This is a genomic window from Rhizobium sp. BK602 (assembly GCF_014195095.1).
GTDB lineage: Bacteria > Pseudomonadota > Alphaproteobacteria > Rhizobiales > Rhizobiaceae > Rhizobium.
The window spans coordinates 290,441-315,374 of sequence record NZ_JACIBC010000005.1 but is presented as its reverse complement, the minus strand read 5'-3'; the positions used below and the strand labels follow the sequence as shown (position 1 = coordinate 315,374).

General features: G+C 62.7%; 22 protein-coding genes. 13 read left to right on the top strand and 9 right to left on the bottom strand.

Translation table 11 applies throughout. From position 1 onward, the window contains the following. Window positions 1–27 precede the first annotated feature (27 nt). Window positions 28–936 carry a LysR family transcriptional regulator gene (locus tag FHX11_RS18105; RefSeq protein ID WP_184359041.1) on the bottom strand — a complete coding sequence of 303 codons (909 nt, stop codon included), beginning with the start codon at window positions 934–936 and terminating at the stop codon, window positions 28–30. Window positions 937–1,054: 118 nt separating this feature from the next. Between FHX11_RS18105 and FHX11_RS18100 the strand changes: the two genes are divergently transcribed. Further along, window positions 1,055–1,564 carry an SRPBCC domain-containing protein gene (locus FHX11_RS18100; RefSeq protein WP_184359040.1) on the top strand — a complete coding sequence of 170 codons (510 nt, stop codon included), beginning with the start codon at window positions 1,055–1,057 and terminating at the stop codon, window positions 1,562–1,564. 36 nt (window positions 1,565–1,600) lie between these two features. On the opposite strand, the gene FHX11_RS18095 is transcribed toward FHX11_RS18100, so the two are convergent. Both FHX11_RS18095 and FHX11_RS18090 read right to left on the bottom strand, forming a co-directional pair. Then, on the bottom strand, window positions 1,601–2,131 hold the full coding sequence (locus FHX11_RS18095; RefSeq protein ID WP_184359039.1) for a chromate transporter: 531 nt from the start codon (window positions 2,129–2,131) through the stop codon (window positions 1,601–1,603). Next, window positions 2,128–2,694, bottom strand: a complete 567-nt coding sequence (locus tag FHX11_RS18090; protein ID WP_184359038.1) for a chromate transporter — start codon at window positions 2,692–2,694, stop codon at window positions 2,128–2,130. The genes FHX11_RS18095 and FHX11_RS18090 overlap by 4 nt, the downstream gene beginning before the upstream one ends. Before the next feature lie 110 nt (window positions 2,695–2,804). Between FHX11_RS18090 and FHX11_RS18085 the strand changes: the two genes are divergently transcribed. Continuing rightward, on the top strand, window positions 2,805–3,743 hold the full coding sequence (locus FHX11_RS18085; RefSeq protein ID WP_184359037.1) for a LysR family transcriptional regulator: 939 nt from the start codon (window positions 2,805–2,807) through the stop codon (window positions 3,741–3,743). Between the two features lie 90 nt (window positions 3,744–3,833). Here the strand turns inward: FHX11_RS18085 and FHX11_RS18080 are convergent, their stop codons facing one another. Next, a complete protein-coding gene (locus FHX11_RS18080; protein ID WP_184359036.1) occupies window positions 3,834–5,168 on the bottom strand; it encodes an aspartate aminotransferase family protein in 1,335 nt (444 codons plus the stop codon). Window positions 5,169–5,311: 143 nt separating this feature from the next. Between FHX11_RS18080 and FHX11_RS18075 the strand changes: the two genes are divergently transcribed. After that, window positions 5,312–5,860, top strand: coding sequence for a cupin domain-containing protein (locus FHX11_RS18075; RefSeq protein ID WP_184359035.1), 549 nt, complete (start codon window positions 5,312–5,314; stop codon window positions 5,858–5,860). 32 nt (window positions 5,861–5,892) lie between these two features. On the opposite strand, the gene FHX11_RS18070 is transcribed toward FHX11_RS18075, so the two are convergent. Together FHX11_RS18070 and FHX11_RS18065 are read right to left on the bottom strand one after the other, a co-directional pair. Then, entirely contained in the window at window positions 5,893–6,342 is a 450-nt protein-coding gene (locus tag FHX11_RS18070) for a DUF1801 domain-containing protein (RefSeq protein ID WP_246781063.1), read from the bottom strand. Window positions 6,343–6,352: 10 nt separating this feature from the next. Continuing rightward, on the bottom strand, window positions 6,353–6,781 hold the full coding sequence (locus FHX11_RS18065; RefSeq protein WP_246781062.1) for a DUF1801 domain-containing protein: 429 nt from the start codon (window positions 6,779–6,781) through the stop codon (window positions 6,353–6,355). Window positions 6,782–7,212: 431 nt separating this feature from the next. Here FHX11_RS18065 and FHX11_RS18060 point away from each other — a divergent pair, with 431 nt between their 5' ends. From FHX11_RS18060 to FHX11_RS18040, 5 genes are all read left to right on the top strand, one after another. Further along, window positions 7,213–8,079 (top strand): ABC transporter ATP-binding protein, encoded by an 867-nt coding sequence (locus FHX11_RS18060; protein WP_246781061.1) that lies wholly within the window; start codon window positions 7,213–7,215, stop codon window positions 8,077–8,079. Continuing rightward, complete coding sequence (locus FHX11_RS18055; RefSeq protein WP_184359033.1) at window positions 8,076–8,843, top strand: ABC transporter permease; 768 nt, start codon at window positions 8,076–8,078, stop codon at window positions 8,841–8,843. Before FHX11_RS18060 ends, FHX11_RS18055 begins: the two co-directional genes overlap by 4 nt. A 24-nt stretch (window positions 8,844–8,867) precedes the next feature. Next, on the top strand, window positions 8,868–9,899 hold the full coding sequence (locus FHX11_RS18050; RefSeq protein WP_184359032.1) for an ABC transporter substrate-binding protein: 1,032 nt from the start codon (window positions 8,868–8,870) through the stop codon (window positions 9,897–9,899). Between the two features lie 283 nt (window positions 9,900–10,182). Further along, window positions 10,183–11,715, top strand: coding sequence for an aldehyde dehydrogenase family protein (locus FHX11_RS18045; RefSeq protein WP_184359031.1), 1,533 nt, complete (start codon window positions 10,183–10,185; stop codon window positions 11,713–11,715). Between the two features lie 9 nt (window positions 11,716–11,724). Next, on the top strand, window positions 11,725–12,963 hold the full coding sequence (locus FHX11_RS18040) for a pyridoxal phosphate-dependent aminotransferase (RefSeq protein WP_184359030.1): 1,239 nt from the start codon (window positions 11,725–11,727) through the stop codon (window positions 12,961–12,963). A 178-nt stretch (window positions 12,964–13,141) separates the two neighbouring features. Here FHX11_RS18040 and FHX11_RS18035 read toward each other — a convergent pair whose 3' ends face one another. The 3 genes from FHX11_RS18035 to FHX11_RS18025 all read right to left on the bottom strand — a co-directional run bounded on the left by FHX11_RS18035 (window position 13,142) and on the right by FHX11_RS18025 (window position 18,712). Next, entirely contained in the window at window positions 13,142–15,136 is a 1,995-nt protein-coding gene (locus FHX11_RS18035) for a glycosyltransferase (protein ID WP_184359029.1), read from the bottom strand. After that, window positions 15,118–16,350: an HlyD family efflux transporter periplasmic adaptor subunit gene (locus FHX11_RS18030; RefSeq protein ID WP_184359429.1), complete on the bottom strand. Its 1,233-nt coding sequence runs from the start codon at window positions 16,348–16,350 to the stop codon at window positions 15,118–15,120. Before FHX11_RS18030 ends, FHX11_RS18035 begins: the two co-directional genes overlap by 19 nt. 427 nt (window positions 16,351–16,777) lie before the next feature. Next, window positions 16,778–18,712 (bottom strand): methyl-accepting chemotaxis protein, encoded by a 1,935-nt coding sequence (locus FHX11_RS18025; RefSeq protein WP_184359028.1) that lies wholly within the window; start codon window positions 18,710–18,712, stop codon window positions 16,778–16,780. Between the two features lie 275 nt (window positions 18,713–18,987). Here FHX11_RS18025 and FHX11_RS18020 point away from each other — a divergent pair, with 275 nt between their 5' ends. Genes FHX11_RS18020 through FHX11_RS18000 form a run of 5 tightly spaced genes read left to right on the top strand, consistent with a single transcriptional unit; the run spans window position 18,988 to window position 24,914 of the window. Further along, a complete protein-coding gene (locus FHX11_RS18020) occupies window positions 18,988–19,974 on the top strand; it encodes a BMP family protein (protein WP_184359027.1) in 987 nt (328 codons plus the stop codon). Window positions 19,975–19,989: 15 nt separating this feature from the next. Next, entirely contained in the window at window positions 19,990–21,414 is a 1,425-nt protein-coding gene (locus FHX11_RS18015; RefSeq protein ID WP_184359026.1) for an amidase, read from the top strand. Then, complete coding sequence (locus FHX11_RS18010; protein WP_184359025.1) at window positions 21,411–22,937, top strand: ABC transporter ATP-binding protein; 1,527 nt, start codon at window positions 21,411–21,413, stop codon at window positions 22,935–22,937. The genes FHX11_RS18015 and FHX11_RS18010 overlap by 4 nt, the downstream gene beginning before the upstream one ends. Continuing rightward, a complete protein-coding gene (locus FHX11_RS18005) occupies window positions 22,927–23,976 on the top strand; it encodes an ABC transporter permease (protein WP_184359024.1) in 1,050 nt (349 codons plus the stop codon). The genes FHX11_RS18010 and FHX11_RS18005 overlap by 11 nt, the downstream gene beginning before the upstream one ends. Beyond that, window positions 23,973–24,914: an ABC transporter permease gene (locus FHX11_RS18000; RefSeq protein WP_184359023.1), complete on the top strand. Its 942-nt coding sequence runs from the start codon at window positions 23,973–23,975 to the stop codon at window positions 24,912–24,914. The genes FHX11_RS18005 and FHX11_RS18000 overlap by 4 nt, the downstream gene beginning before the upstream one ends. The last annotated feature ends 20 nt before the right edge of the window (window positions 24,915–24,934 follow it).

The window sequence follows — 24,934 nt, the reverse complement described above, 5'->3', positions numbered from 1 at the left end:
AGCATACGCCACAACGCGGGCTTGTCTTCAGGTCGTCAAGCCGCCGCATGTCTCCACCAGGAGCGAGCGGAGCCAGCGATGGCCGGGGTCCCGATGCGTTCGTTCGTGCCAGACCGCGAGCTTGGTGAAGCCGGGAATGTCGACCGGCGGTTCACACATGACAAGACCGGCCGCGCCCTCGACCAATCGGCGTGGGACGACGGCGATGAGATCGGTGGTGCGCAGGACCTCGGCCAGGACTAGGAAGCTGGTGAGGGTCAGGACCACCCGCCGCTGACGGCCGATCTTGGTCAGCGCATCGTCCGTCACACCCCAGAAGCGCTCGCCGGTATAGGAGATAAGCGCGTGATCCAGGGCGCAGAAGCGATCGATGGAGATGACGCCGGCGGCGATATCGAGATGATCGGCGCGCATGGCGCAGACATAGCTCTCGTCGAAAAGACGACGCGCATGCAGGTCCGGCAGCGCCGTCTCGGGCGTCATCAGGGCCAGGTCGAGATCGCCGCGCTCGAACTGCGCCTGAATGCGATCGTCCTCGACCGGGCGTACGGCGACACGGATGCCGGGCGCCTGGCGGCGCAGCTCGGCAAGGAACGGCACCACGACGGCGCGTAGCGCATAATCTGTGGCGGCGAGCGATATCGTGAACTCGGCCGTTGCCGGATCGAATGCCGCGGGCCGAAGCAGGCTCTCGACCTCGCCGAGGATCTGCTTGACGGGTTCCGCCAGCTGCATGGCCCTGAGCGTCGGCACGATGCCGCGCTGGGTGCGCACGAAGAGCGGATCGCCGAAGCTTTCGCGCAGCCGCGTCAGCATGCCGCTCACCGCCGGCTGCGTCAGGCCGAGCCGTTCGGCCGCTCGCGTCACGCTGCGTTCGTCCAGCAATGCATCGAGTGTCTTCAGCAGATTGAGATCGAGTGCTCTGATATCTTTCATTCTTATGGCTGTGATCCCGAATCCTAATTTGCCTTATGTCTGCACAGGAGCGATGTAAACGCAAGGCCAATGCCGGCCATCACGGCCGCGGGCGTCATCGACAAGGAGATATATGCAAATGAACGAGATCATCTGGCCGGAAGGATATATCCCCGGCTTCAGCGATAATTTCTGCTCGAACGAGGTCATCGTCGCCGGGCTTGCGACTGCCGATGTGTGGCCATTTCTGAGCAAAGCGCCTCTGTGGCCAAGCTACTATGCCAACTCCGCCAATATCCGCTTCCATGATGGCAAGGGTCCGGAACTGGAAGAGGGCGTTCGGTTCTATTTCGAGACTTTTGGCTTCCCCGTCGAGGCGCAGGTGGTGGAATATGTGCCGCCGGCGGATGGCAAGCCCGGCCGTGTGGCCTGGCACGGTTGGGCAGGGGAAGGCGATACCCGGCTCGACGTTCATCATGCCTGGCTGATCGAGGATCTGTCCGGCGGCCGGGTGCGCATCCTCACGCAGGAAACCCAGAACGGCAAGCCGGCCATGGACCTCGCCAGGGCGAAGCCCAATCCGATGATCAACGGTCATCAGGACTGGCTCGACGGACTGGTTGCCGCCGCGCGCAGCAAAGCCGCCTAGTCCCGCCGACCCATCATCCGCACCGCGCAGCGCCCCCTATATTTGCCCGATGCCGCTCAGGCCGATCACTGCGCCGGCGGCCAGCACCAGCAGCGGATGAATGCGTGTCGCGGTCGTCGCCAGCGCGGCGATGGCGACGATGACGGCCAGTATCCATTCCTGTGCCGATGCCTCGGTGATGACGGCGGCGCTGGCGGTCACCAGCCCCGCCGTCATCGGCGCGAGACCGGCCTGCACGATGCGGCGCCAGGGGCGGTCCTTGAAGCGTTCCCAGAGATGCAGCGCGACCCCGGTCAGAATTGACGACGGGCCGAATTTCGCGATCGAGGTCACCAGCACGCCGGCCCCGCCGGCGACATGCCAGCCGACCAGCGGCACCACCATCATGTTCGGGCCGGGTGCGGCCTGGGCGAGGGCAAACAGAGCGCCGAATTGCTGCGCCGACATCCAGTGGTGGATATCGACGACCTGCCGCTGCATTTCCGGCAGGATGGTATTGCCACCGCCGAAGGCCAGCAGCGAGAGCTGGGTGAAGATTATGGTGAGAGCGATAAGCGTCGCCATCATGATTGCAGCCTCCAGGTCAAAAGGATGCTCAGCGGCGCAAGCACGAGCATGGTCGGCAGCAGCGGCAGTCGCAGGACCGCGATAGCAATGAAGCAGAGCGCGACGATGGCGATCGCGACGGGCTTGCGGCGCAGCGGCAGCATGATCTTGATCGCCATGGAAACCAGAAGGCCCGCCGCCGCTGCGGCCAGTCCGGCGAAGAGGTGGCGGATATGCGGATCGTCGTGGAAACGGTCGTAGAGCATGCCCAGCGCGATGACGATGACCGTCGGCGCGGCGATCAGCCCGAGAAGGGCCGCGAAGGCGCCGGCGACGCCGCGGAACTTCAGGCCGATGGCGACCGACATGTTGATGATGTTGCCGCCCGGCAGGAACTGACAGAGACCGAGAAGGTCGGTGAATTCCTCGCCGCTCAGCCAGCGGCGCTCCTCGACCACCATGCGCCGGGCGAGCGGCAGGACGCCGCCAAATCCGATGAGGCCGAGGAAGAGGAAACCGGTGAACAGCTCTGCCGAGGTCGGCGCCTCGCGCTCGACCACATCGGGTGGAGCAGAAATTGCCATGATCGATCCTGCACTTTCTTCATCTTGGAATGATGGCCGAAGAATAGACGACGCCAAGATCAAGGTCCAATATATGGATGAAGCATAATCCATATGTTATGGATATGGATATGATCGAACTTCGCCATTTGCGCTATGCCGTCGCCGTTGCCGATGCGGGACATATGACGCGGGCCGCCGTGCAGCTCGGCATCCAGCAACCGCCGCTCAGCCAGCAGATCCGCGCGCTGGAGACCATGCTCGGCACGCCATTGTTCCACCGCCTGCCGCGCGGGGTCGCATTGACCGCGGCCGGCGAGGTTTTCGTGGAAAGAGCACGCCTCATCCTCGGCGATGTGGATCTGGCGGTTGAGGCGACGCAGCGCTCGGCGCGCGGCGAGCAGGGAAACCTTGCCGTCGGTTTCACCAGTTCGGCCGCCTTTCATCCGCTGGTGTCCTCGATGGTCCGTTCTCTCAAGCAATCGGCGCCGGATGTATCGCTCGTCCTTGAGGAGGCCAGCACCGGCGATCTGATCGAAGCCTTGCGGGCCGGGCGGCTTGACGTCGCCTTTGTCCGTTCGCCGGTCGATGCCTCGGCGGGACTGATCATCGAGCCCATTCTTGTCGAGGAGATGCTGGTGGCGCTGCCCGATCAGCATCCGCTGGTGACGGGAGCCCCATCACGACGCAAGCATGGCATATCACCGCGACGTCTTCCGCTTCTCGGCCTGGCAAACGAGACCTTCATCCTCTACCGCCGCCCATCCGGTCCGGGATTGTATGACAGCATTATCGCGGCCTGCCGCGCGGCCGGCTTCAGCCCGCGGATCGGCCAGGAAGCGCCGCGCATGCTGTCGACGCTGAGCCTTGTCGCCGCGAGCCTCGGGATCTCGGTCGTTCCCGAATCCATGGCGCGTCTCGAAGCCAATGGCGTCGCCTATTTCCGGATCGAGACATCGGCGGGCCTGATCGCGCCGTTGCATCTCGCCTATCGCGATGAGACCCCGTCCGGGGTCGTCCAGCGCTTCATCGAGAGCGTACGACGGCATCGCAAGGACGGGGCGGTGTGATCGTTCCCGACGAGCCGTTGGGGGGGATGGCGCCCATGCTAGTTCTGACCGGCGAGGGTCCGCCGGTCAGATACTTTGGAGTTTAGCGGCTTACTGCGCGCGCTTCAGCGCATCGGCGAGGATCGACACGATCTTTCCGATCTCGTCGGCCTCGATGATCAAGGGCGGCGACAGCGCGATAATATCGCCGGTGACGCGGATCAGCAGGCCATTGCGGAAGCAATCGACGAAAACGTCGTAGGCGCGCGTGCCGGGAGCGCCGTCGCGCGGCGCAAGTTCGATCGCGCCGACGAGCCCGAGGTTACGGATATCGACCACATGCGGCAGGTCCTTCAGCGAATGCAGCGCCTCCTGCCAGGTTTCGGCAAGCGCCGCACCGCGCGTCAGCAGGCCTTCTTCCTCATAGATCTCCAGCGTGGCGATGCCGGCGGCGCTCGCCACCGGATGGCCGGAATAGGTATAGCCGTGGAAGAGCTCGATCTGGTTTTCCGGGCCGGTCATCAGGGCGTCGTATACCTTGCGGCTGGCAAAGACCGCGCCCATCGGAATGGCGCCGTTGGTGAGGCCCTTCGCCGCCGTGACGAGATCGGGCACGACGCCGAAATAATCGGTGGCGAAAGGCGTGCCCAGACGACCGAAGCCGGTGATGACTTCGTCGAAGATCAGCAGGATGCCGTATTTGTCGGCGATGGCGCGCAGGCGCTCCAGATAACCCTTCGGCGGCAGGATCACGCCGGCCGAACCGGACATCGGCTCGACGATGACGGCGGCGATGGTTTCGGCGCCATGCAGGGCGACGAGGCGCTCGAGATCCTCGGCCAGCTCGACGCCATGCTGCGGCAGCCCCTTGGAGAAGCCGTTGCGCTCGATGTCGAGCGTATGGCGCATATGATCGGCGGGGATCTGCGGGAAGACACGGCGGTTGTTGACGAGGCCGCCGACGGAAATGCCGCCGAAGCCAACGCCGTGATAGCCCTTCTCGCGGCCGATGACGCGGGTGCGCGTGCCCTGGCCGATGGAGCGCTGATAGGCGATGGCGATCTTCAGCGCCGTGTCCACGGATTCGGAACCGGAACCTGTGAAGAAGACCCGATCCAGCTTGGCGCCCGGCCCGCCGGGGGCGATCTTCGCCAGCTTCTCGGCAAAGTCGAAGGCGATCGGATGGCCCATCTGGAAGGTCGGCGCGAAATCCATCTCCAGAAGCTGATGGGCAACGGCGTCGGCGATGCGCTTGCGTCCGTGACCGGCATTGACGCACCAGAGACCCGAGGTTCCGTCCAGCACCTTGTTGCCGTCGACATCGGTGTAATACATCCCCTCGGCCGAGGCGAGCAGGCGGGGTGCTGCCTTGAATTGCCGGTTCGCCGTGAACGGCATCCAGAAATTATCCAGGGACGGCCGGTTGGACATGTTGATCTGGTCCATCGCTATATCTCCTTATGAAGCGTGCGCGGAGTTTCGGCGATTTTCAAAATCCAACAAGTCCTTTTCTGGCTTTCTGCAACCTATTGATTCTAATCATCACAGTTTTGTATTGTTCGATATTCGCAACAGGTGAAACGCATCGCATGACCGTCGATATCGGCAATCGCCTGCGTCATCTCCGGATGATGCACAATCTTTCGCAGCGCGAGCTCGCCAAACGGGCTGGCGTGACCAATTCGACGATCTCGCTGATCGAATCGAATTCCTCCAATCCGTCGGTCGGTGCGCTGAAGCGGATCCTCGACGGCATCCCCATCGGTCTTGCCGAATTCTTCGCCTTCGAGCCCGAGCGCCCGAGGCGGGCCTTTTATGCGGCCGAAGAGCTTGTCGAGATCGGCAAGGGCGCGATCTCCTATCGGCAGGTCGGCGAAAGCCTGTTCGGCCGCAGCCTGCAAATGCTCCGGGAGTGCTACCAGCCCGGCGCCGACACCGGCAAGGTGCCGCTCGTGCACGAGGGTGAGGAGGGAGGCATCATCCTGTCGGGGCGGCTGGAGGTCACCGTCGACGACGAGCGGCGCATTCTGGGGCCGGGTGACGCCTATTATTTCGAGAGCCGGCGACCGCACCGGTTTCGCTGCGTCGGTCCTGTTCCTTGCGAAGTCATCAGCGCCTGCACGCCGCCGACCTTCTGATCGGCGGGGCGCTTCTGGCTTGGCAGATGCGGTCAGGCGCTTTTGGATCTGCGGGCAGCGGAGGGTGGCCGCGACCCGTTCAGCGCGACAGCGGCACGAATGAGTGCCTTCAATGCCTCTTCATCGATCACGTCGCCCCTGTGGAAGTCGATGGCGCGCCTTGTGTTGCCGTCGAGGCTGGAATTGAACAGGCCGGATGGGTCCGGCAGGGCGGCACCCTTGGCGAAGGTCAGTTTTACGACGGCCTTGTAGGTCTCGCCGGTGCAGATGATGCCGGCATGCGACCACACCGGAACGCCGCGCCATTTCCACTCTTCGGCCACCTCCGGATCGGCTTGCTTGATGAGCGCTCGGACGCGCGCGAGCATCGCGCCGCGCCAGTCGCCCAGTTCCTTGATCCTCGCATCGATCAGCAAAGAGGGAGAAACCTCTCCTTCCTCGGAGCCGCTTTTCGTCATGGTCGCCGTCGCCTCCCTCGCCATTGTCGCCTCCTCACATGCGCTCGCCCGGTAATCGGCTGGCTTGCCGCACCCAATCGACGAACTGGCCCTCGTCGAGCCGATCTGTCTCGCGGATGTTGAGGTAGCGCGTCTGCGCAGTCTTGGATTCGCCGGGCGGGACCGGATGCAGCGACGCGCCGCGGAAGAAGGCTACCTTGATGTATGTCGTGAAGCAATGGATGCCGAGGAACCAGCCCTGATCCTCCATGCCATAAAGCGGCGAGTTCCATTTGACCGCCTTGCGCACGTCGGGGACAGCGTGCACGATCAGGGCGTCGATATGGCGGCCGGCATCGCTCTTCCAGCCCGGCATGGCCGCGATATAGGCCTGCACCGGAGCATCGCCATGGGCCTTGGCGATCTGAGGATTGCCGCCGGACAGGAGGGGCGGCGTCGGCGTGTCGGATGTCTTGCCGGTCATTGCCTTTCGCTCCGTTGATGGACGCAATGGTGGCCAAGGATACCCCATTTGGCGACGCACGGACCATGCAAATGTCCATTTTTCGCTTTCAACGCGAACCACGCCTTGCCACATCGAAGTGAGCGACGGCCGCTGCCGAAAACATCGTCTGCGGGGTTCGGCGATCGATTTGCGACGAAAATCCTATGGAAAAATAATTCGCATGATGCCAGATTGGCGACGTTCCGGTCTGCTTGGAGGAGGAAGCAAGGCGGCCAGCTCGATCCTGTCATCGTGAAGGCGGTTTAGCGGTATTGGCCGGTCTTATGGTCGTGCTGGCGTTTGCGAATGGTCAAGACGCGGGTTGGATCGCGATCGATGGCGGCGCGCTGCCGCGCGATCCTGCTTGTGTGTTCTCCGATATGCCCGGCCCCTTGATGTCTACATGTTGAATGACGGGTTCTGAAGAGTTGAAGAATTTTGGATCGCAGGCCGAGACCGCGGGCACAGCGGTTCGTCGGGCCGTTCGCTTGGACAAGGTGTCGATTTCTTTCGGGATCGCCGGCGGCAAGCGCTTCGACGCGGTCGCCGACACCGATCTCGATGTGGCGGACGATGAGTTCCTGGCCATCGTCGGGCCGACGGGTTGCGGCAAGTCGACGCTGCTCAATGTGGCGGCAGGATTGCTGGAGCCCGCCTCCGGGACAGTCGAGATTTTCGGGCGTCCGCTGAAGGGGCTGAACCGCGAAGCTGGCTATCTGTTTCAGCAGGATTCCCTGATGCCCTGGAAGACCGTGCTTGAAAATGTCGCCATCGGCCTGGAAGTGTCCGGGGTGCGGGCGGACGAAGCGCGGGTATCGGCGCAGCAATGGCTAGACCGCGTCGGTCTTGGTGGCTTTGGTGACCGTTATCCGCGCATGCTGTCCGGCGGCCAGCGCAAGCGGGTCGGATTGGCGCAGGTGCTCATTCGCAATCCGAAACTGCTGCTGATGGATGAACCGTTCGGTCCGCTCGATGCGCAGACACGCCTTATCATGGGCGATCTTCTGCTGAAACTCTGGTCGGAGGACAAGAAGGCGGTGATGTTCGTCACGCATGACCTCGACGAGGCGATCGCGCTTGCCGACCGCATCGTCATCATGTCGGCGGGGCCGAGATCGGAGATCATCGGCGATTTCCGCGTTTCCATTCCGAGACCGCGCGATATCGCCGAAATCCGCCATGACCCGGCCTTTACCGAGCTGCACAGGAGCATCTGGCATGCGCTGCGCCAGGAAGTCATGACCGCCTATCAGCAGACCAACGTGGTCGCCCAATGACCAGACCGAAGCTCCTTGCCTGCCAATTGCTGGTGGCGATCGTCATCGTCGTCGCCTGGTATCTCGCGACCTCGACGCATCTCTTCGGTAACCCGCGAACCGCCGCCTTCTTCTTCGCCGATCCGCTCAGCGTCGCCAAGCGGGTCGGCAAATGGTTCACCGATGGCTCGATCTGGTATCATCTATGGGTGACGCTGTCGGAATCCCTGCTGGCATTTGCCATCGGCGCGATCGGCGGCGTGGTCTTCGGCTTCTGGTTCGCGCGGCGTCCTATCGTCGCCGCCGTTTTCGATCCCTATGTCAAGGCCGCCAATGCCCTGCCGCGCGTCGTGCTCGCGCCGATCTTCGCGCTGTGGTTCGGCCTCGGTATCTGGTCGAAGGTGGCGCTCGGCGTCACGCTGGTCTTCTTCATCGTCTTCTTCAACGTCTATCAGGGCGTGAAGGAAGTGAGCCCGACGGTGCTGGCCAATGCCCGCATGCTCGGCATGAACGAGCGGCAGCTGCTGCGCCATGTCTATATTCCCTCGGCGCTCTCCTGGATGTTTTCGAGCCTGCATACTTCGGTCGGCTTTGCCGTCGTCGGCGCGGTGGTCGGCGAATATCTGGGATCCGCCGCAGGGCTGGGCTATCTCATCCAGCAGGCCGAAGGCGTGTTCGACGTGACCGGCGTCTTTGCCGGCATGTTCGTGCTGATGGTCTTCGTTCTCGTCGTCGACTGGCTGATGACGAAGGTGGAGCAGCATATGCTGCGATGGCGGCATTAGACGATCTCAATCTTGGAGGAAAACATGGAACGCAGGACATTCTTGATCGGCACGGCCAGCATCGGCGCTGCCGCCTTTCTTCAGGCGAGCGGGCCGGCGATCGCCGACGACGCGAAGCCGGAAAAGCCGGATCTGACGCTGGCCGTGGGCGGCAAGCCGCTGCTCTATTATCTGCCGCTGACGATTGCGGAGAAGAAGGGCTTCTTCAAGGAGGAGGGGTTGAACGTCACCATCAATGATTTTGCCGGCGGTGCCAAGTCGTTGCAGGCTCTGATCGGCGGTTCGGTCGATGTCGTTGCCGGCGCCTACGAGCATACGATCCGCATGCAGAACAAGGGGCAGGACATCGTCGCCATTTGCGGCCTGGGGCGTTTTCCCGGCATCGTGATCGCCGTGCGCAAGGAGCTCGCCGGCGAGATCAAGTCGGTGGCCGATCTCAAGGGCCGCAAGATCGGCGTGACGGCGCCGGGCTCCTCGACCGCGCTGATGCTGCAATATGCGCTGCAGAAGAACGGGCTTGCGGCCACCGATGCCGCCCTGATCGGGATCGGCGGCGGCGCCAGTGCCGTCGCGGCGATCAAGAACGGCGAAGTGGACGGCCTGTCGCATCTCGATCCTGTGATCGCCCAGCTTCAATATGAGGATCAGGTCTCCGTCCTGATCGACACGCGCACCGAGGCCGGAACACGGGCGCTCTTCGGTGGCCCCAATCCTGCCGCGACGGTCTATATCCAGCGCAGTTTCGCCGAGGCCAATCCGGTGACGACGCAGCGCGTCACCAATGCCTTCCTGAAGGCGTTGAAATGGATCGGGCAGGCCAAGCCGGAAGATGTGGCCGACACCGTGCCCGAAGAATACCTGCTCGGAAACCGCGATCTCTATATCCAGACCTTCAAGAATTCGACGGAGATGTATTCGCCCGATGGCATGATCAGCGAGGAAGGCTACACGTCGATGATGAGCGTCTTGAAAACGCTCGATCCGGAATTGGCCTCTGCCGACGTGCCCTATGCCAAGACCTTCGATCCGACCTTCGTCAAGGCCGCCAAGATATAAAGCCTGAGCGCTGTTGATTCCGCCCGGTTGAAGAAGAGGCCGGGCGGGGGCGCCTCGGGCCATCCGGTGGGTGGCTGACCAGTTCATTCCCGCTTCGCATCAACAAAGCCGCTTATCTCATAAGACAAGCGGTTTTCCAGTCTATATCATGCGTGATTGGAACCATCTTGCTTCAGGTGTGAGGGCGGATGGCTGACGGATCGCAGCCCGGGCGGCTGCAGTTTGGATCGGTTTCGGATGGCTAGTTCGGACCGCCGCAAGCGTTGAGAACGGGAAGCAGGACATGAACGTTTCGATCAAGACCACAAACGTCGCGCAGCAGGCAGCGGTGCTGCTCGAGAAGATGGGCGTTGCGCGCGACCTTTATACCGGCGGCGACATGGCGTCCTACAGCCCGGTGACGGGGGAGCGGATCGCGAGCCTCAAGACCGTTTCCGCCGCCGACGCGGCGGTGAAGATCGCCAAGGCCGATGATGCCTTCCGCGCCTGGCGGCTGGTGCCGGCGCCGAAGCGCGGCGAACTGATCCGCCTGTTCGGCGAGGAGCTGCGTGCCTTCAAGGCCGATCTCGGCCTTCTCGTCTCCATCGAGGCCGGCAAGATTCCTTCGGAAGGTCTCGGCGAAGTGCAGGAGATGATCGACATCTGCGATTTCGCCGTCGGCCTGTCCCGCCAGCTCTACGGCCTGACCATCGCCACCGAGCGCCCCGGCCACCGCATGATGGAAACCTGGCATCCGCTCGGCGTGGTCGGCGTGATCTCCGCCTTCAACTTCCCGGTTGCCGTCTGGGCGTGGAATGCGGCGCTTGCCATCGTCTGCGGCAATTCCGTCGTCTGGAAGCCATCGGAGAAGACGCCGCTGACCGCGCTTGCCTCGCAGGCGCTTTTCGAGCGCGCGCTCGCCCGTTTCGGTGACGCGCCCGAAGGATTGTCGCAGGTGCTCGTCGGCGATCGCGCCATCGGCGAAGTTCTGGTCGATCATCCGAAGGTGCCGCTCGTTTCCGCCACGGGATCGACGCGTATGGGCCGCGACGTCGGCCCGCGTCTTGCCAAGCGTTTCGCGCGCGCCATTCTCGAACTCGGCGGCAACAATGCCGGCATCGTCTGCCCGTCGGCCGATCTCGACATGGCGCTGCGGGCCATCGCCTTCGGAGCGATGGGAACGGCCGGCCAACGCTGCACGACCCTGCGTCGCCTCTTCGTGCATGAGAGCGTTTACGATCAGCTGGTGCCGCGCCTGAAGAAGGCCTATTCCTCGGTTTCGGTCGGCAATCCCCTTGAAACCTCGGCCCTCGTCGGCCCGCTCATCGACAAGCCCGCCTTCGACAACATGCAGAAGGCGCTTTCGGCAGCTGCGCGCGAGGGCGGCAGCATCACCGGCGGCGAACGCGTCGATGCCGGCCATGAGAACGGCTATTACGTCAAGCCGGCCCTGGTCGAGATGGCAAGCCAGGTCGGCCCCGTGCTGGAGGAGACCTTCGCGCCCATCCTCTACGTGATGAAATACAGCGATTTCGACGATGTCATCGTGCAGCACAATGCCGTGGCGGCCGGCCTGTCCTCGTCGATCTTTACCCTCGACATGCGCGAGGCCGAGCGCTTCCTTGCGGCCGACGGCTCGGATTGCGGCATCGCCAACGTCAATATCGGCACGTCCGGCGCGGAAATCGGCGGCGCCTTCGGTGGCGAGAAGGAAACCGGTGGCGGTCGTGAATCCGGCTCCGATGCCTGGAAGGCCTACATGCGCCGCGCCACCAACACCGTCAACTATTCGAAGGCTCTGCCGCTGGCGCAGGGCGTTTCCTTCGATATCGAATAGGATCGGGCGATGACGATCGATGTCACGATCAAGGAGGCGGCGTTTTCCGCCGCCTCGCGGATTTCCTCCATCGGCGTCTCCGAGATTCTGAAGATCGGCGCGCGGGCGCAGGCGATGAAACGGGAAGGCAAGCCGGTCATCATCCTCGGCGCGGGTGAGCCCGATTTCGATACGCCCGACCATATAAAGGAGGCGGCCTGCGAGGCGATCCGACGCGGCGAGACCAAGTATACGGCGCTGGACGGAACGCCGGAGCTTAAGGCGGCGATCCGCGAAAAGTTCCGGCGGGAAAACGGCCTCGTCTACGAACAGGACGAAGTGACGGTTGCGACCGGTGCCAAGCAGATCCTGTTCAACGCGCTCATGGCGACGGTCGATCCGGGCGATGAGGTCATTATTCCGACGCCCTATTGGACCTCCTATTCCGATATCGTGCAGATCTGCGAGGGCAGGCCGGTTCTGATCGCCTGCGATGCCTCCTCCGGCTTTCGCCTGACGGCGGAAAAGCTCGAGGCGGCGATCACGCCGAGGACCCGCTGGGTCCTGCTGAACTCGCCGTCCAATCCCTCCGGCGCCGCCTATAGCGCAGAGGACTACAAGCCTCTGCTGGAGGTATTGCTGCGCCATCCGCATGTCTGGCTGCTGGTCGACGACATGTATGAGCATATTGTCTATGACGGTTTCGCCTTCGTGACGCCCGCCCAGATCGAGCCGCGGCTGAAGAACCGGACGCTCACCGTCAACGGCGTTTCCAAAGCCTATGCCATGACTGGCTGGCGCATCGGCTATGCCGGCGGCCCACGCGACCTGATCAAGGCCATGGCCGTCGTCCAGAGCCAGGCGACCTCATGCCCCTCATCGGTCAGTCAGGCGGCTTCCGTTGCCGCACTGACCGGTCCGCAGGCTTTCCTGAAGGAGCGCGCCGCGAGCTTCCAGCAGCGGCGCGACCTCGTCGTGCGCCGGCTGAACGCCATCGACGGTATCGATTGCCGCACACCGGAAGGCGCCTTCTACACCTTTTCCAGCTGCGCCGGTCTCCTCGGCCGCATCGCACCCTCGGGCAAAAGGATCGAGACGGATGCGGATTTCTGCGTCTATCTGCTGGAAGAGGCGCATGTCGCCGTCGTGCCCGGTTCGGCTTTCGGTCTCAGCCCCTATTTCCGCATTTCCTATGCGACATCCGTCACGGAACTCGAGGAGGCGCTGTCGCGCATCGAGCGCGCCTGTGCCGCTCTATCGGTGAGATGAGCGGGTAGCCTTGCAGCCTCCGCAAAGCATGGCCACGGTGAAGCCGGAGGTCGGGTCGCGGAAGATTGTAAAGACCGATCCGAGGTCGGCCACGTCCAGATGCCAGGAGGGATTGCAGCGGTTACGCAGATGCTGGTGGGCTGAAGGCGGAAGCGGCAGGCAACCCACTCAGTATCGCCTACAATGTGCGCGTTCGCCCGAATGATCTGAGCAGAAGATTGACCGAGACGGCGACCTTGTCGATGTCGCGAATGTCCTGCGAATATTCTCCGGTATAGAGCTTCACGATCATTCTATCGCGATCGGCTGTGCCGAGCTCGAAATGCAGATGCAGATAGTAGGCTTGCCGATCGCCGCCGCGGCTGATGCTTCGCCGCCGTTGAGTCACCTGTCTGAGTTCTGTTTTGAATGGCGCGAAGCCGTCCAGCTTCAGCAGGACCGAGCTGGACTGAAAACGGGTCTCGGGGGGCACCGCGACGACGGCCTTGTCCAGAGCAAGGCTGACGACCTGGCCAGGAACATCGTCGACCGCGGCAGTCTCCTCGAGCCTGAACGCATGAAACAATCGCCGCGGCTTTTCAAAGCAGATGAGGGAGGCGATGACCAGGACGACGATGTTGATGCCCGCCCATAGGGCCGCGATCGGGGAAAACTGGCCCTGAACATTGCTCGTTTCCGGCACGATGTTGATCAGAAGGCCGACGGCGGTGATGGTGATCAGGCTGGCGATCCAGGCAAAGCTGTATCTGTCGAATTGGTTGGCTTCGTTGCCGCTGCCCTTGGGCGTCACCCTGAACGGCTTGCCGAATGGCCGCACCAGGCTCGACACCACGGTCGGCAGCATCCGGAAGGTGGCAAAAGTTCCGACCGCGCTGGAAATCACCGGCAGGTAACGCGTCGGCGTTATCCACAGCATGAGAAGGAAATAGGCCGTCAGCAGCGGCACCTGATAGGAAACATAGTCGGCGATGTCGGTGAAATAGAGCGGTAGCAGGCCGAACCAGAGATAGACGATCGGCACGATCAATATCATGAAGCGCACGAGATATTGCACCAGCCATGAGGCCGGCAGGAACATGATCCGCTGGAAGGGGGACAGTCCCGGACCGCGCAGTGGGCCGTTGTGCAGATAAAGCGTCTGAATGCCCCCCTGACACCAGCGCTCGCGCTGCACGAAATAGCCGGTCAGATTCTCGGCCGCCAGGCCCATCGATAGGCGTTCGTTCAGATAGCGCGTCTTGTAGCCCCTGTTGAGCATGGAGAGCGTCGTCAGCAGATCCTCGGTGATCGACTCCGTTGGAAAGCCGCCGATGGCATCGACGGCCTTGCGACGGGCGATGGAGCACGAGCCGCAGCAAAAGCTGACGTCCCAGGTGTCCCTGCTGGGGGCGATCTCGTCGAAGAACAGGCGCTGCTCGTCCGGCCAGATATTCTCCAGACCCAGGTTCGACTGCACCGGATCGACGTTGAAGAAATGTTGCGGCGTCTGCACGATGCCGATGCTTTCATCGGAAAAGAAGGGCAGGGTTCGGCGCAGGAAATGCCGATAGGGCACGAAATCCGCGTCGAAGACGGCAACGAATTCGCCCGAGCTGACCTTCAACCCGTTGTTCATGTTGCCCGCCTTGGCGTGCGAATTATCGCCGCGCGTGACGTGGATGGCGTTCTTTTCCTCGCAAAAGCGCTTGAGCCAGTCGCGGCGCTGGTCGTCGAGCACGTAGACTTTCAGCTTGTCGGCGGGATAATCGAGCGAGAGCGCCCCGACGATGGTTCTTTCGAGCACGTCGAGCGGCTCGTTGTAGGTGGGAATGAAGACATCCACCGTCGGCAGTTCGGCCTCATCGCGGGCAAAGAAGCTTTTCGCCAGCCGGTCGGCCTCCGCACTGCGATCGACATAGCGGCTCATCAGAACGAGAAAAAGCACGACCTCCGTGAAGGCCAGCAACTCGACGATGAAGACGAACCAGACCCAATAGAAATTGAAGCCGTCATAGGGATAGGGAAGAACGGTTTCCGTCAGCCGCCAGAGCATGTAGCGCAGTGCGACCGCCCCGACGAGCGCACAGGTAATGGCACGGGTCCAGGTATGATGGCGCGACCAATTGAACGGCCCCAGAAGAAAAAGGGCAGCAACCAGAAAGGTTGGTGCCAGTGCTAGAAGATACTGAACCACAGGTTTTTGACCCAATTCGACAAGCCGACGCTATGTTTGGGAAACCGGACCTGGACCGTTCGGCCCACCTGGCAGAAATTGGCAAAGTCGCTGTTCATGAAGGACGGTTCGAGGCGAACCCGAATGCGGGCGTTCCGCTGCGACGATACCGGCAGGCTGGCCGCAAAGGAATCGCTCTCGAGCGCCGCTGAGCTGCCTTTTACCGAGGTGACCGTACCCTTGAAGACGTCGCTACGTCCGAACAGCCGCACCTGCGCATCAAGTCCCGGATAAATCTCGTCATAGTCGACTTCGGGAACGAGAATATCGACAAACAGTTCCCGGCAATCGAGCAGGCGTACGAGTTCGTTGTTGAGCACGACATTGGAGCCGTTGACGATGTTTCTGCTCCAGACCACGCCATCGAACGGCGCCGTCGCTGCTGCCGATTCAAGACTGCTGACGCGGCTGCCTTCTTCGGTCAGCTGCTTTTCCACCTCGGCGGCCCGTGTCTCGTTTTCCGCGATGCGTGAGTTCAGGTCGCCGATGCGGACAATGACCTCGTCTTCGCGTTGACGCGAATAGGGAACATCATTCTGCCCGTCGCCGGAAACGAAGATCCCCTGGCGAAGCGCATTGAGCCGCTGTTCCAGCTGGTCGACGGTCAGATTGCTGATTTCGACCTCGCCGCCCGTCGCAGCACCGGCGGCGCGCGCCGCGTCAACCATCCTTTGGGTGAGAATACCCTTTGATTCCAGGTCCATCCGGCGGTTCAGGTCGACCTGTGCGGCAAGATCTTGGGCTTGCGAGACTTCGACTTTCTTCCGCAGGATTTCGACCTCGCGTTCCAAATTGGAAATCGTCGCCTGCTTGAAGATTTCCATCCGGCCCGATAGCTGCCCACGAAGCTGTGAAAGTTCGTCGCGCTCCTTCTTCAGGGCCGTGACGCGGTCGCGCGCTGTATTGCGATCCGCCTCGAGCGAGGCAAGGATCGCACGGTTCACGCGCGGATTGCTGATTTCCGCGAGCGTCTGGCCCTCTTTGACAGGGGCGCCGACCTTGGCGGGCTCTCCGGCGATGACGCCGTCGATGGGCGCGTTGATGATGGCGAAGCGGGCGTTGACGGTGCCGTCGCGACTGGTGAAGCCCGTAATTGTCGGCAGCGACACGATAATTGCGATTGCCAACAGCAGCAGGCCGACGGTGATACGTGTAATGCGATGGTTCCAGATCATATCGGCAAAGATCGCGTTAACAGTTATCGAGGCGGCCAAATCGAATCTCGGTGACAAGAGATTCAACTAAGCCTTGAATAATTTAGCGCGATGAAAATTAGCAAGCAAGCCGCGACTGCGGAAGATGGATAATGAAAGACGGATCAAGGTATGGATCTGTTCACCATTGGGCGCATCTTTCGAACCGGGAACCCGATCGATTGGGCCAGGTTTCGCCGCTGGTGCCCGTCCTGACCGGTCCAGGAATGAGACGCCAGGGCGGACGGCCGGTCATCCGAGATCATCGGTTTCACTATTACAGAATGCCTGGAATTGCTGCGCCCGGCCGTTCGTAACGCATCGGCGGCCATTCCGGCGACAGATGCTTTGTCGATGAAGCTCTTCGATGTGACGTGACGACACCTCGGCGAGGATGTCGTTTGGCGCCTTAGAACTCTTCCCAAGATGCAGCGGCGCCTGCCGTGGCCGTCCGGCCAGCGAGGGCGCCTGCCAGCTTCTGCGTAAGTCTGCGTGCCGGCGACGCCACGGGCTTATGCTGCTCAGCTACTGCCGGGACGGGGGCCGCGACCGTTTGGTTGGCCGTGCCGATCCGGAAGCGGCTGAGGAGATTGAAGAGAGCCTCGGCCTCTTTCGCAAGGCTGTGACTGGCGGCGTTGGATTCCACGACTACGGACGTATTGTGCTGCGTGCCTTGATCTATGGTGTTGACCGCCTGGTTGATTTCCTTGAGGCCCGTCGCCTGCTCGCGCGACGCGTCGACGATGGCGGCGACATTGACATTGATGGCTTCCACCTGCCGGCCGATTTGATCGAGCGCCTGGCCGGTTTGCCCGACCAGGGTCACGCCGTTCTTCACCTGCTCGCCGGAGGTGTTGATCAACGTCTTGATCTCCTTGGCGGCGCCGGCCGAGCGTTGTGCCAGCTCGCGAACCTCCTGGGCGACCACGGCAAAGCCTTTGCCGGCTTCGCCGGCACGCGCGGCTTCGACACCCGCATTCAGCGCCAGAAGGTTGGTCTGGAAAGCGATATCGTCAATGACGCCGATGATGTTTGAAATCTCGCTCGAGGATGCCTCGATCTCACCCATCGCGGTGATCGCCCGGCGAACGATATCACCGGATTTTTCGGCATTTTCACGCGCCGTTACGACCAGCCGGCCGGCTTCATCGGCGCGGCGGCTGGAATCCGTGACAGTCGTGGTGATCTGCTCCAGCGCCGCCGCGGTCTCTTCAACCGAAGCCGCTTGCTGTTCGGTCCGCTTGGAGAGGTCGTCGGTCGCCGACCTGACCTGATTGGAGCCGGCCGCGATTATCTGTGCATTCTGGCCAACCTTGCGCAGGGCATCCTCAAGCTGTTCCACCGCGGTGTTGAAGTCCCGGCGTACGAGGTCGAGCGCTGGCGCGAAGGCAGTGTCTATCCGATGGGTAAGATTGCCGTTCGCGAGTTGGCCCAGACCGCCGGCGAGCGCATCGACGGCGAACTTGATATCCTTCGCCTCGCGCGCGCGAACCTGTTCCTGCTCCATGCGCTGCTGCTCGGAAAGCGCGCGATTGGCCTCGGTCTCGGCCTCGAGCCGCTGGTGCTCCTGAGCTTTCGCCTTGAACACGGCAACCGACTTCGCCATCGCGCCGATTTCGTCGGAGCGCCCGGAATGCGGCACATCCCTTGTGTAATCGCCGCCGGCGAGCACACCCATATAGGCCCTCATGCTTTCCAGCGGCACGATCGCCCGCCGCCGCAAAAGGATTGTCCCGCCGATCAGCAGCAATATCGATCCGCCGGCGGCCGACAGCGAGAATATCGTCCAGCGATCGATCTCGTCTCGGGCGCCCGCTTCCTGACCCGAGAGGAAATCGTTCGAACTCTTCACCAGTTCCTCGACCGCATCCTGATGCCGGTGAAACGTGCCTCTGAGGTGAACGAGCAGATCCTTGACCTTTGCCGTATCCTTGGCGGCCAGTGCCGGAAGGACATCGCCATTCATTTCCTGCCAGAAGATATCGGATTTGGTCAGCACCGCATTGGCCAGCTGATCCTTCAAAGTCTGTGGCAAGGTCGAGGTTTGCCAATAGGCACGGCGCTCGTTGTAGTCGAGTTGCAGCTTGGCGATCTTGGCCGCATTCGCCTCGGCAACCTCGGGAAAATCGCCGGCCTCCAGCGCCAGCATATAGGATTCCACCACGAAGAGCGGCGGCGGCAGGATATCGGCAACGAGATCTTTTCCGTTGACGACCTGCTCGTAGATCGGTCCGTTTACTTTGAGCCGGTTCAAGGCGATTTGCTGGAGCCCTAACGAGCCGGCAAGCCCTATGGTCACCACCACACCGAAAGCAACAAGGCTTTTTGCAATACTGATGCTCATAATGTTGTCCTAATAACAAATGGATATTATTTTGGATAATCTGCGTAAATTGAGTTTAATAATCGTTTAATTCGCAGCGTATTTGCGTAATGCGGATATATTCGGCGCTTTTTGTTGTGAGCTGGACGAAGACTTGGAGTGTGCGTTGACGACTGGCCCGCATTTCAGGTCGCTGCCGGTTGCGCGCATATTATTTGGGCATGTCGATTGCTTGACACTTTTTTGGCCTCCTCCTATGATTTTTACCAAATGATCAAAAAGCAGGGGAACGAAAAATGACCAATGAAATCATGCTGTCACGCCGTACCGTCATCGCCTCCGGCATCGCGCTCGGCGTCAGCGCTCTCGCGCCGGCGGCGCGCGCCGCCGCACCGCTCAAAGTTGCCGGCATTCACGCCTCGCCGGTCGAAAATGCCTGGAATTCCTGTCTGCACAAGGCGCTTCAGGATGCGGCCAAGGAAGGCGTCATCGAATATGTCTTTTCCGAAGGCGTTTCGGGCACGGATTATCCCCGCGCCATGCGCGAATATGCCGAGCAGGGCAACAAGCTGATCATCGGCGAGGCCTATGCCGTGGAGAAGGAAGCGCGCCAGGTCGCCGCCGACTATCCGGATACGGCTTTCGTGCTCGGCTCCAGCGGCGAAGCCGCGGGTGATAATTTCGGCGTCTTCGGCACCTGGAACCATGACGGCGCCTATCTTGCCGGCATGCTGGCGGGCAAGATGACCAAGTCGAATGTCGTCGGCTCCGTCGGCGCCATCCCGATCCCCGAAGTCAACATGCTGATCAATGCCTTCGCCGCGGGCGTCAAGGCGGTCAATCCCGACTGCAAACATCTGGTCTCGTTCATCGGCACCTTCTTCGATCCGCCGAAGGCGCGCGAGGCGGGTCTCGCGCAGATCGATGCCGGCGCCGACGTTCTCTTCGGCGAGCGCATCGGCACCGCCGACGCCGCCAAGGAGCGCCACATCAAATCCGTGGGATCGCTGATCGACTACACGCCGCGCTATCCCGATACGGTCTTTGCCAATGCCATGTGGTACTTCCGTCCCATTCTCAATGCCGCGATCGCCGATGTTGCCGCCGGCAAGCCGGTCGGCCGCAACTACACGGCCTATGGCCTGATGAAGGATGGCGGCAGCGACATCGTCTATGTCAAGGGCGTGGCGCCGGCGGAAGCGGAAGCTGCGATGGAGAAGGTTCGTGCCGATATCAAGGCTGGCACCTTCGAAGTGCCGAAGATGATGGACCAACCGAAATAATCAGCCGGCCTGGTCATGAGCAGCCCGACCCGCGCCGATGCCACGGACCTGGCCGGCGCCATCAAATCCGGAAAGCTTGCCTGCGGCGATGCCATGCAGGCATCGCTTACGTCCTGTGCGACGCATGAAGGGATCGGCGCCATCGCCTATCTCGATCCCGAACTGGGTCTTGCCGCCGCGCAAGCCATGGATCGGGAAGCAGCGGATGAGCCCGAGCGCTTCGCAAGGCGGCCGTTTGCCGGTGTGCCGACGGTCGCCAAGGATCTTGGCGGTCCCTTTGCGGGATTGCCGGTGGCGGCCGGGTCGCGTCTGTTCCGGCGCGAGGGCAAAGGTGCTGACAGCGATCTGGCGCGCCGTTTTCGCGATGCCGGCCTTTGTGCATTCGGCTTGAGCACCAGCCCGGAATTCGGCTTCTCACTTGCCTCCGAGCCAGCGACGGGCCCGATCTGCCGCAATCCCTTGGATCAAACCCGCACGGCGGGCGGCTCCTCCGGCGGCGCGGCGGCGGCCGTCGCCGCCGGCATCGTCGCGATTGCGCATGCGACGGATGCGGGCGGTTCGATCCGCGTGCCGGCCGCCTGTTGCGGTCTGGTTGGGTTGAAGCCGAGCCGTGGCGCCGTGCCGGCGGGTCCCTCCTTCGGTAATCATCTCGGCGGCATCGCCAGCGAACTCGCCGTCACGCGGTCGGTGCGCGATACCGCGCGGATTTTCGCCGCCGTTTCCGGCGATACGCGCGGACCTTTCGCCGATATCCTGCAGCCTCCCGCGCAAGCCGTTTCGCTTCGCATTGGTCTGCTGACCGATGCGGGCGAGCGCTATCCGATCGCCAGCGACCGGCTGCAGGCCGTGGAAGTGGCCGCCCGGTATCTCGAAGGGCAGGGGCATCGGCTTATTTCACTGGGCTGGTCCCAGTTCCGGGAGGCGGTCGTGGCCAGCGCCCGCGCTTTCGGCGACATCATTTCCGTCAATATCGCCGGCTTGGTGGACGGCCTCGAACTGGATATCGTGGCGGCCGAAGCAATGACGCAGGCTTTCATCATGCGTGGACGCGCCATGCCGGCAACGGTTCTCTGGAATTCCCTGAATGGCGCGGTCCAGGCCAGCCGTGCGCTGTGGGAGATCTTCGACACGGTCGACACCATCGTCATGCCGATGCTGGCGACGGCCCCGCCGCCGATCGGGTCTTTCCCGACCGATCATTCCGATACGGAGCTGCATCTCGAGCGCATGGCGGCTTTCGCCCCCTTGGCATCGCTCGCCAATGTCTCGGGCTTTCCGGCGATCACGCTTCCCTTCGGTGCGGATGGCGACGGCCTGCCCCTGCCGGTCCAGATCATGGCGCCGATGGGTGAGGAGGCGCTGTTGCTGTCGCTTTCGGCCAATCTCGAAGCGGAGGGCCGCTGGCAACATCGCTATCCGATCGCGGGACTTGCGGCATGAATGCGCCTGTCCTTGCGATCGAAGGTGTCAGCAAGCGGTTCGGCGGCACCGTCGCCAACGACGATATCTCGCTGACCCTGGCCAAGGGCGAGATCGTCGCCTTGCTTGGCGAGAACGGTGCCGGCAAGACGACGCTGATGAGCATCCTCTTCGGCCATTATGTGCCCGATGCCGGCCGCATCCTCGTCGACGATGCGGAGCTGCCGCCGGGCAAGCCCCGCGCCGCCATCCGCGCCGGCGTCGGCATGGTCCACCAGCATTTTTCCCTCGCGCCCAATTTGACCGTGCTCGAAAACGTCATGACCGGCACTGAGACGCTGTGGTCGCCGCGGTCGCAGACAACGGCGGCCCGCAAGAAGCTGCTTGATCTCGCCGAGCGCTTCGGCCTCAAGGTCGATCCTGACGCCCGCCTGGGCGACCTCTCCGTCGGCGAGCAGCAGCGCGTGGAAATCCTGAAAGCGCTCTACAATGATGCGCGTATCCTGATCCTCGACGAGCCGACGGCCGTTCTGACGCAGGTCGAGGCTGAAAGGCTGTTCTCGACGCTGAAGCAGATGGCGGCGCAGGGACTGTCGCTGATCTTCATCTCCCACAAGCTCGACGAGGTGATGGCGACCGCCGACCGCATCGTCGTGCTGCGCGGCGGCAAGGTCGCGGCCGAGCGGCTGGCATCGCAGACCAGCAAGGCCGAGCTTGCCGAACTCATGGTCGGCCATCGCGTGACGCGGCCTGTCCGCGAGGCGAGCATGCCGGGCGAGATCGCGCTGGAGGCGCGCGACGTCACGGTCAAGATCGGTGGTGTCGAGCGGCTGAAACGCGTGAGCTTCCATCTTCGCGCCGGCGAGGTTCTCGGCATTATCGGCGTATCGGGCAACGGGCAGGCGGCCTTGGGGCAGATCCTGTCCGGCACGCTGCCGCGCTCCTCGGGCGAGCTGTTGCTGTTCGGCGAGCCCATGGGCGATCCGGACGTGGCCGCCATCATCGCCGCCGGCATCGGACGCATTCCCGAGGATCGCAATCGCGACGGCGCCATCGGTGAGATGGCGATCTGGGAAAACGCCATCCTCGAGCGCCTGTCGTTCTTCTCGAAAAACGGGCTGGTCGACCGTAAGGCGGGCATGGGCTTCGCGCAGGAGATCATCGACACGTTCGACGTGCGCGGCGGAACACCCGCCAGCCGCACCCGGCTACTGTCCGGCGGCAACATGCAAAAGCTGATCCTCGGCCGCAATCTCCATGAGCATCCGCGCATCCTCATCGCCGCCCAGCCGGCGCGCGGGCTGGATGAAGGGGCCGTTGCCGCCGTTCACGGACGCATCCTGGATGCCCGCCGGCAGGGGACCGCCGTACTGCTGATCTCGGAGGATCTGGATGAAGTCATCGCACTCGCCGATCGCATACAGGCGATCGTCGGCGGCCGCCTCTCGGCGCCGGTGGATGCGGACCGGGCGGATGCGTGTCTGCTGGGGCTGATGATGGCCGGAGAATGGAAAGACGAAAGTGGGACCGGGCATGCGATTTGAACGGCGCGAACACCGCCCCCTCACCATGATGGTGCTTGCCCCGCTGGTCGCGATCATTGCCGCGCTTGCCATTGCCGGCATCCTGATCGCCATTGCCGGCGCACCGGTCTTCGAAGCGTACCGGCGCATCCTGCTGGGCGCCTTCGGCTCGCGACTGTCCGCCACGGAAACGCTGACCCGCGCAACGCCGCTGATCCTGACGGGACTGGCGGCGGCGGTCGCCTTTCGTGCCCGGCTCTGGAACATCGGCGCCGAGGGGCAATTCTATTTCGGCGCGATTGCCGTCGCAGCCTTCGGCTCGAAAATGCTTGCCGGCCTGCCCGCTCCGATCCTGATCCCGCTCTTGCTCGTCATCGGCGCCATCGCCGGGATGATATTGATCCTCGTCCCGCTGTGGCTGCGGCTGCGCTTCTCCGTCGACGAAGTCGTCACCAGCCTCATCCTCAATTTCATCGCGGTGCTCTTCGTTTCCATGCTGATCGACGGCGTGCTGAAGGACCCGACGGCCTTCGGCTGGCCGCAATCGCAAGGCGTTGTCGATCACGCCATGCTGCCGAAGCTGATCGCCCGGTCGCGCCTGCATATCGGCTTTGCCATCGCGATCGCCCTTGCCGCCGTTGTCTATTTCATCCAGTCGCGCACGGTCTTCGGCATGCAGTCGCGGGCGGCCGGGCTCAATCCGTCCGGCGCGGTCTTCGCCGGCGTCCGGCTCGGAAAGACGCTCGTGAAAGTTGCCTGTCTTTCCGGCGGGCTTGCGGGCCTTGCCGGCGCGATCGAAGTATTGGGCGTCAAGGGTTATGTGACGACGGACCTGTCGCCGGGTTTCGGTTATGCCGGCATCGTCGTCGCCATGCTCGCCAACCTCAATCCGCTCGGTGTCGTGCTGGCGGCGATCTTCACCGCGACCATGTTCGTCGGCGCCGATGGCATGAGCCGCAGCCTGGGCATCCCCACCTATATCGCCGACGTCACGGTCGCCCTGTCGCTCTTGACCATGCTGATCGCGCTATTCTTCACGCAATACAGGGTCCGCCGATGAACACGCTGATCGACATCATCGCTTCCGCCGGACTCTGGGCCGCCGTGCTGCGCATCGCCACGCCGCTGATCTTCGGCACGCTGGGCGCGCTTCTGTGCGAGCGAGCGGGCGTCCTCAATCTCGGCATCGAAGGCATCATGACGTTCGGCGCGATGATCGGCTGGCTGTCGGTCTATCACGGTGCCGATCTCTGGACGGGACTGCTGGTCGCAGCATTCGCCGGCGGCATCTTCGGCCTCCTGCATTCGGCGTTGACGGTGACGCTCGGCCTGTCGCAGCATGTCTCCGGCCTCGGCGTGACGCTGTTCGCCTCCAGCTTCAGCTACTATCTTTTCCGGCTCATCGTTCCCGTCGCGGGAACGCCGCCGACGATCATGCCTTTCCAGCCGATTGCCGTTCCGGGAGTTTCGACCCTTCCCTTCATCGGTCCCGCCTTGTTCACGCAGACCGCGCCGACCTATCTGGCGATCGTCGTCGCGCTCGTCCTGGCCTATATCCTCTTCCGCACGCCTGTCGGGCTTGCGATCCGCATGACCGGCGAAAATCCGCATGCTGCCGAGGCTCAGGGCCTCAATCCGATGCGGGTTCGTTACGGCGCCGTCATCGCCGGTAGCGCGCTGATGGGCATGGGCGGCGCCTTCCTGACGCTTTCGGCCTTCAACAGCTTCTTTCCGACCATGGTGCAAGGTCGCGGCTGGATCTGCATCGCGCTTGTCGTCTTTGCTTCCTGGCGGCCGGGCCGAGCCTTGTTCGGAGCGCTGCTCTTTGCCTTTTTCGATGCCTTCCAGCTGCGGCTGCAAACGGCCGTGCAAGGCGTTCCCTACCAGATCTTCCTGATGACGCCTTACATCCTGTCCATCGTCGCGCTCGCCGTCATGAGCCGGCGCGCCCGCGTGCCTCAGGCGCTCATGCAGCCCTATCGCCGCGGCGAAAGATGAGTTCCGTGCCCGACCGGAGC

Bases quoted from the DNA above. Each gene is read 5' to 3' on its own strand.
- FHX11_RS18065 (WP_246781062.1), bottom strand. From the start codon at position 6,781: ATGACCGGCAAGACATCCGACACGCCGACGCCGCCCCTCCTGTCCGGC.
- FHX11_RS18050 (WP_184359032.1), top strand. From the start codon at position 8,868: ATGGAACGCAGGACATTCTTGATCGGCACGGCCAGCATCGGCGCTGCC.
- FHX11_RS18100 (WP_184359040.1), top strand. From the start codon at position 1,055: ATGAACGAGATCATCTGGCCGGAAGGATATATCCCCGGCTTCAGCGAT.
- FHX11_RS18025 (WP_184359028.1), bottom strand. From the start codon at position 18,712: ATGAGCATCAGTATTGCAAAAAGCCTTGTTGCTTTCGGTGTGGTGGTG.
- FHX11_RS18075 (WP_184359035.1), top strand. From the start codon at position 5,312: ATGACCGTCGATATCGGCAATCGCCTGCGTCATCTCCGGATGATGCAC.
- FHX11_RS18090 (WP_184359038.1), bottom strand. From the start codon at position 2,694: ATGGCAATTTCTGCTCCACCCGATGTGGTCGAGCGCGAGGCGCCGACC.
- FHX11_RS18020 (WP_184359027.1), top strand. From the start codon at position 18,988: ATGACCAATGAAATCATGCTGTCACGCCGTACCGTCATCGCCTCCGGC.
- FHX11_RS18070 (WP_246781063.1), bottom strand. From the start codon at position 6,342: ATGGCGAGGGAGGCGACGGCGACCATGACGAAAAGCGGCTCCGAGGAA.
- FHX11_RS18030 (WP_184359429.1), bottom strand. From the start codon at position 16,350: ATGATCTGGAACCATCGCATTACACGTATCACCGTCGGCCTGCTGCTG.
- FHX11_RS18040 (WP_184359030.1), top strand. From the start codon at position 11,725: ATGACGATCGATGTCACGATCAAGGAGGCGGCGTTTTCCGCCGCCTCG.
- FHX11_RS18000 (WP_184359023.1), top strand. From the start codon at position 23,973: ATGAACACGCTGATCGACATCATCGCTTCCGCCGGACTCTGGGCCGCC.
- FHX11_RS18060 (WP_246781061.1), top strand. From the start codon at position 7,213: ATGACGGGTTCTGAAGAGTTGAAGAATTTTGGATCGCAGGCCGAGACC.
- FHX11_RS18010 (WP_184359025.1), top strand. From the start codon at position 21,411: ATGAATGCGCCTGTCCTTGCGATCGAAGGTGTCAGCAAGCGGTTCGGC.
- FHX11_RS18015 (WP_184359026.1), top strand. From the start codon at position 19,990: ATGAGCAGCCCGACCCGCGCCGATGCCACGGACCTGGCCGGCGCCATC.
- FHX11_RS18095 (WP_184359039.1), bottom strand. From the start codon at position 2,131: ATGATGGCGACGCTTATCGCTCTCACCATAATCTTCACCCAGCTCTCG.
- FHX11_RS18005 (WP_184359024.1), top strand. From the start codon at position 22,927: ATGCGATTTGAACGGCGCGAACACCGCCCCCTCACCATGATGGTGCTT.
- FHX11_RS18080 (WP_184359036.1), bottom strand. From the start codon at position 5,168: ATGGACCAGATCAACATGTCCAACCGGCCGTCCCTGGATAATTTCTGG.
- FHX11_RS18105 (WP_184359041.1), bottom strand. From the start codon at position 936: ATGAAAGATATCAGAGCACTCGATCTCAATCTGCTGAAGACACTCGAT.
- FHX11_RS18085 (WP_184359037.1), top strand. From the start codon at position 2,805: ATGATCGAACTTCGCCATTTGCGCTATGCCGTCGCCGTTGCCGATGCG.
- FHX11_RS18045 (WP_184359031.1), top strand. From the start codon at position 10,183: ATGAACGTTTCGATCAAGACCACAAACGTCGCGCAGCAGGCAGCGGTG.
- FHX11_RS18055 (WP_184359033.1), top strand. From the start codon at position 8,076: ATGACCAGACCGAAGCTCCTTGCCTGCCAATTGCTGGTGGCGATCGTC.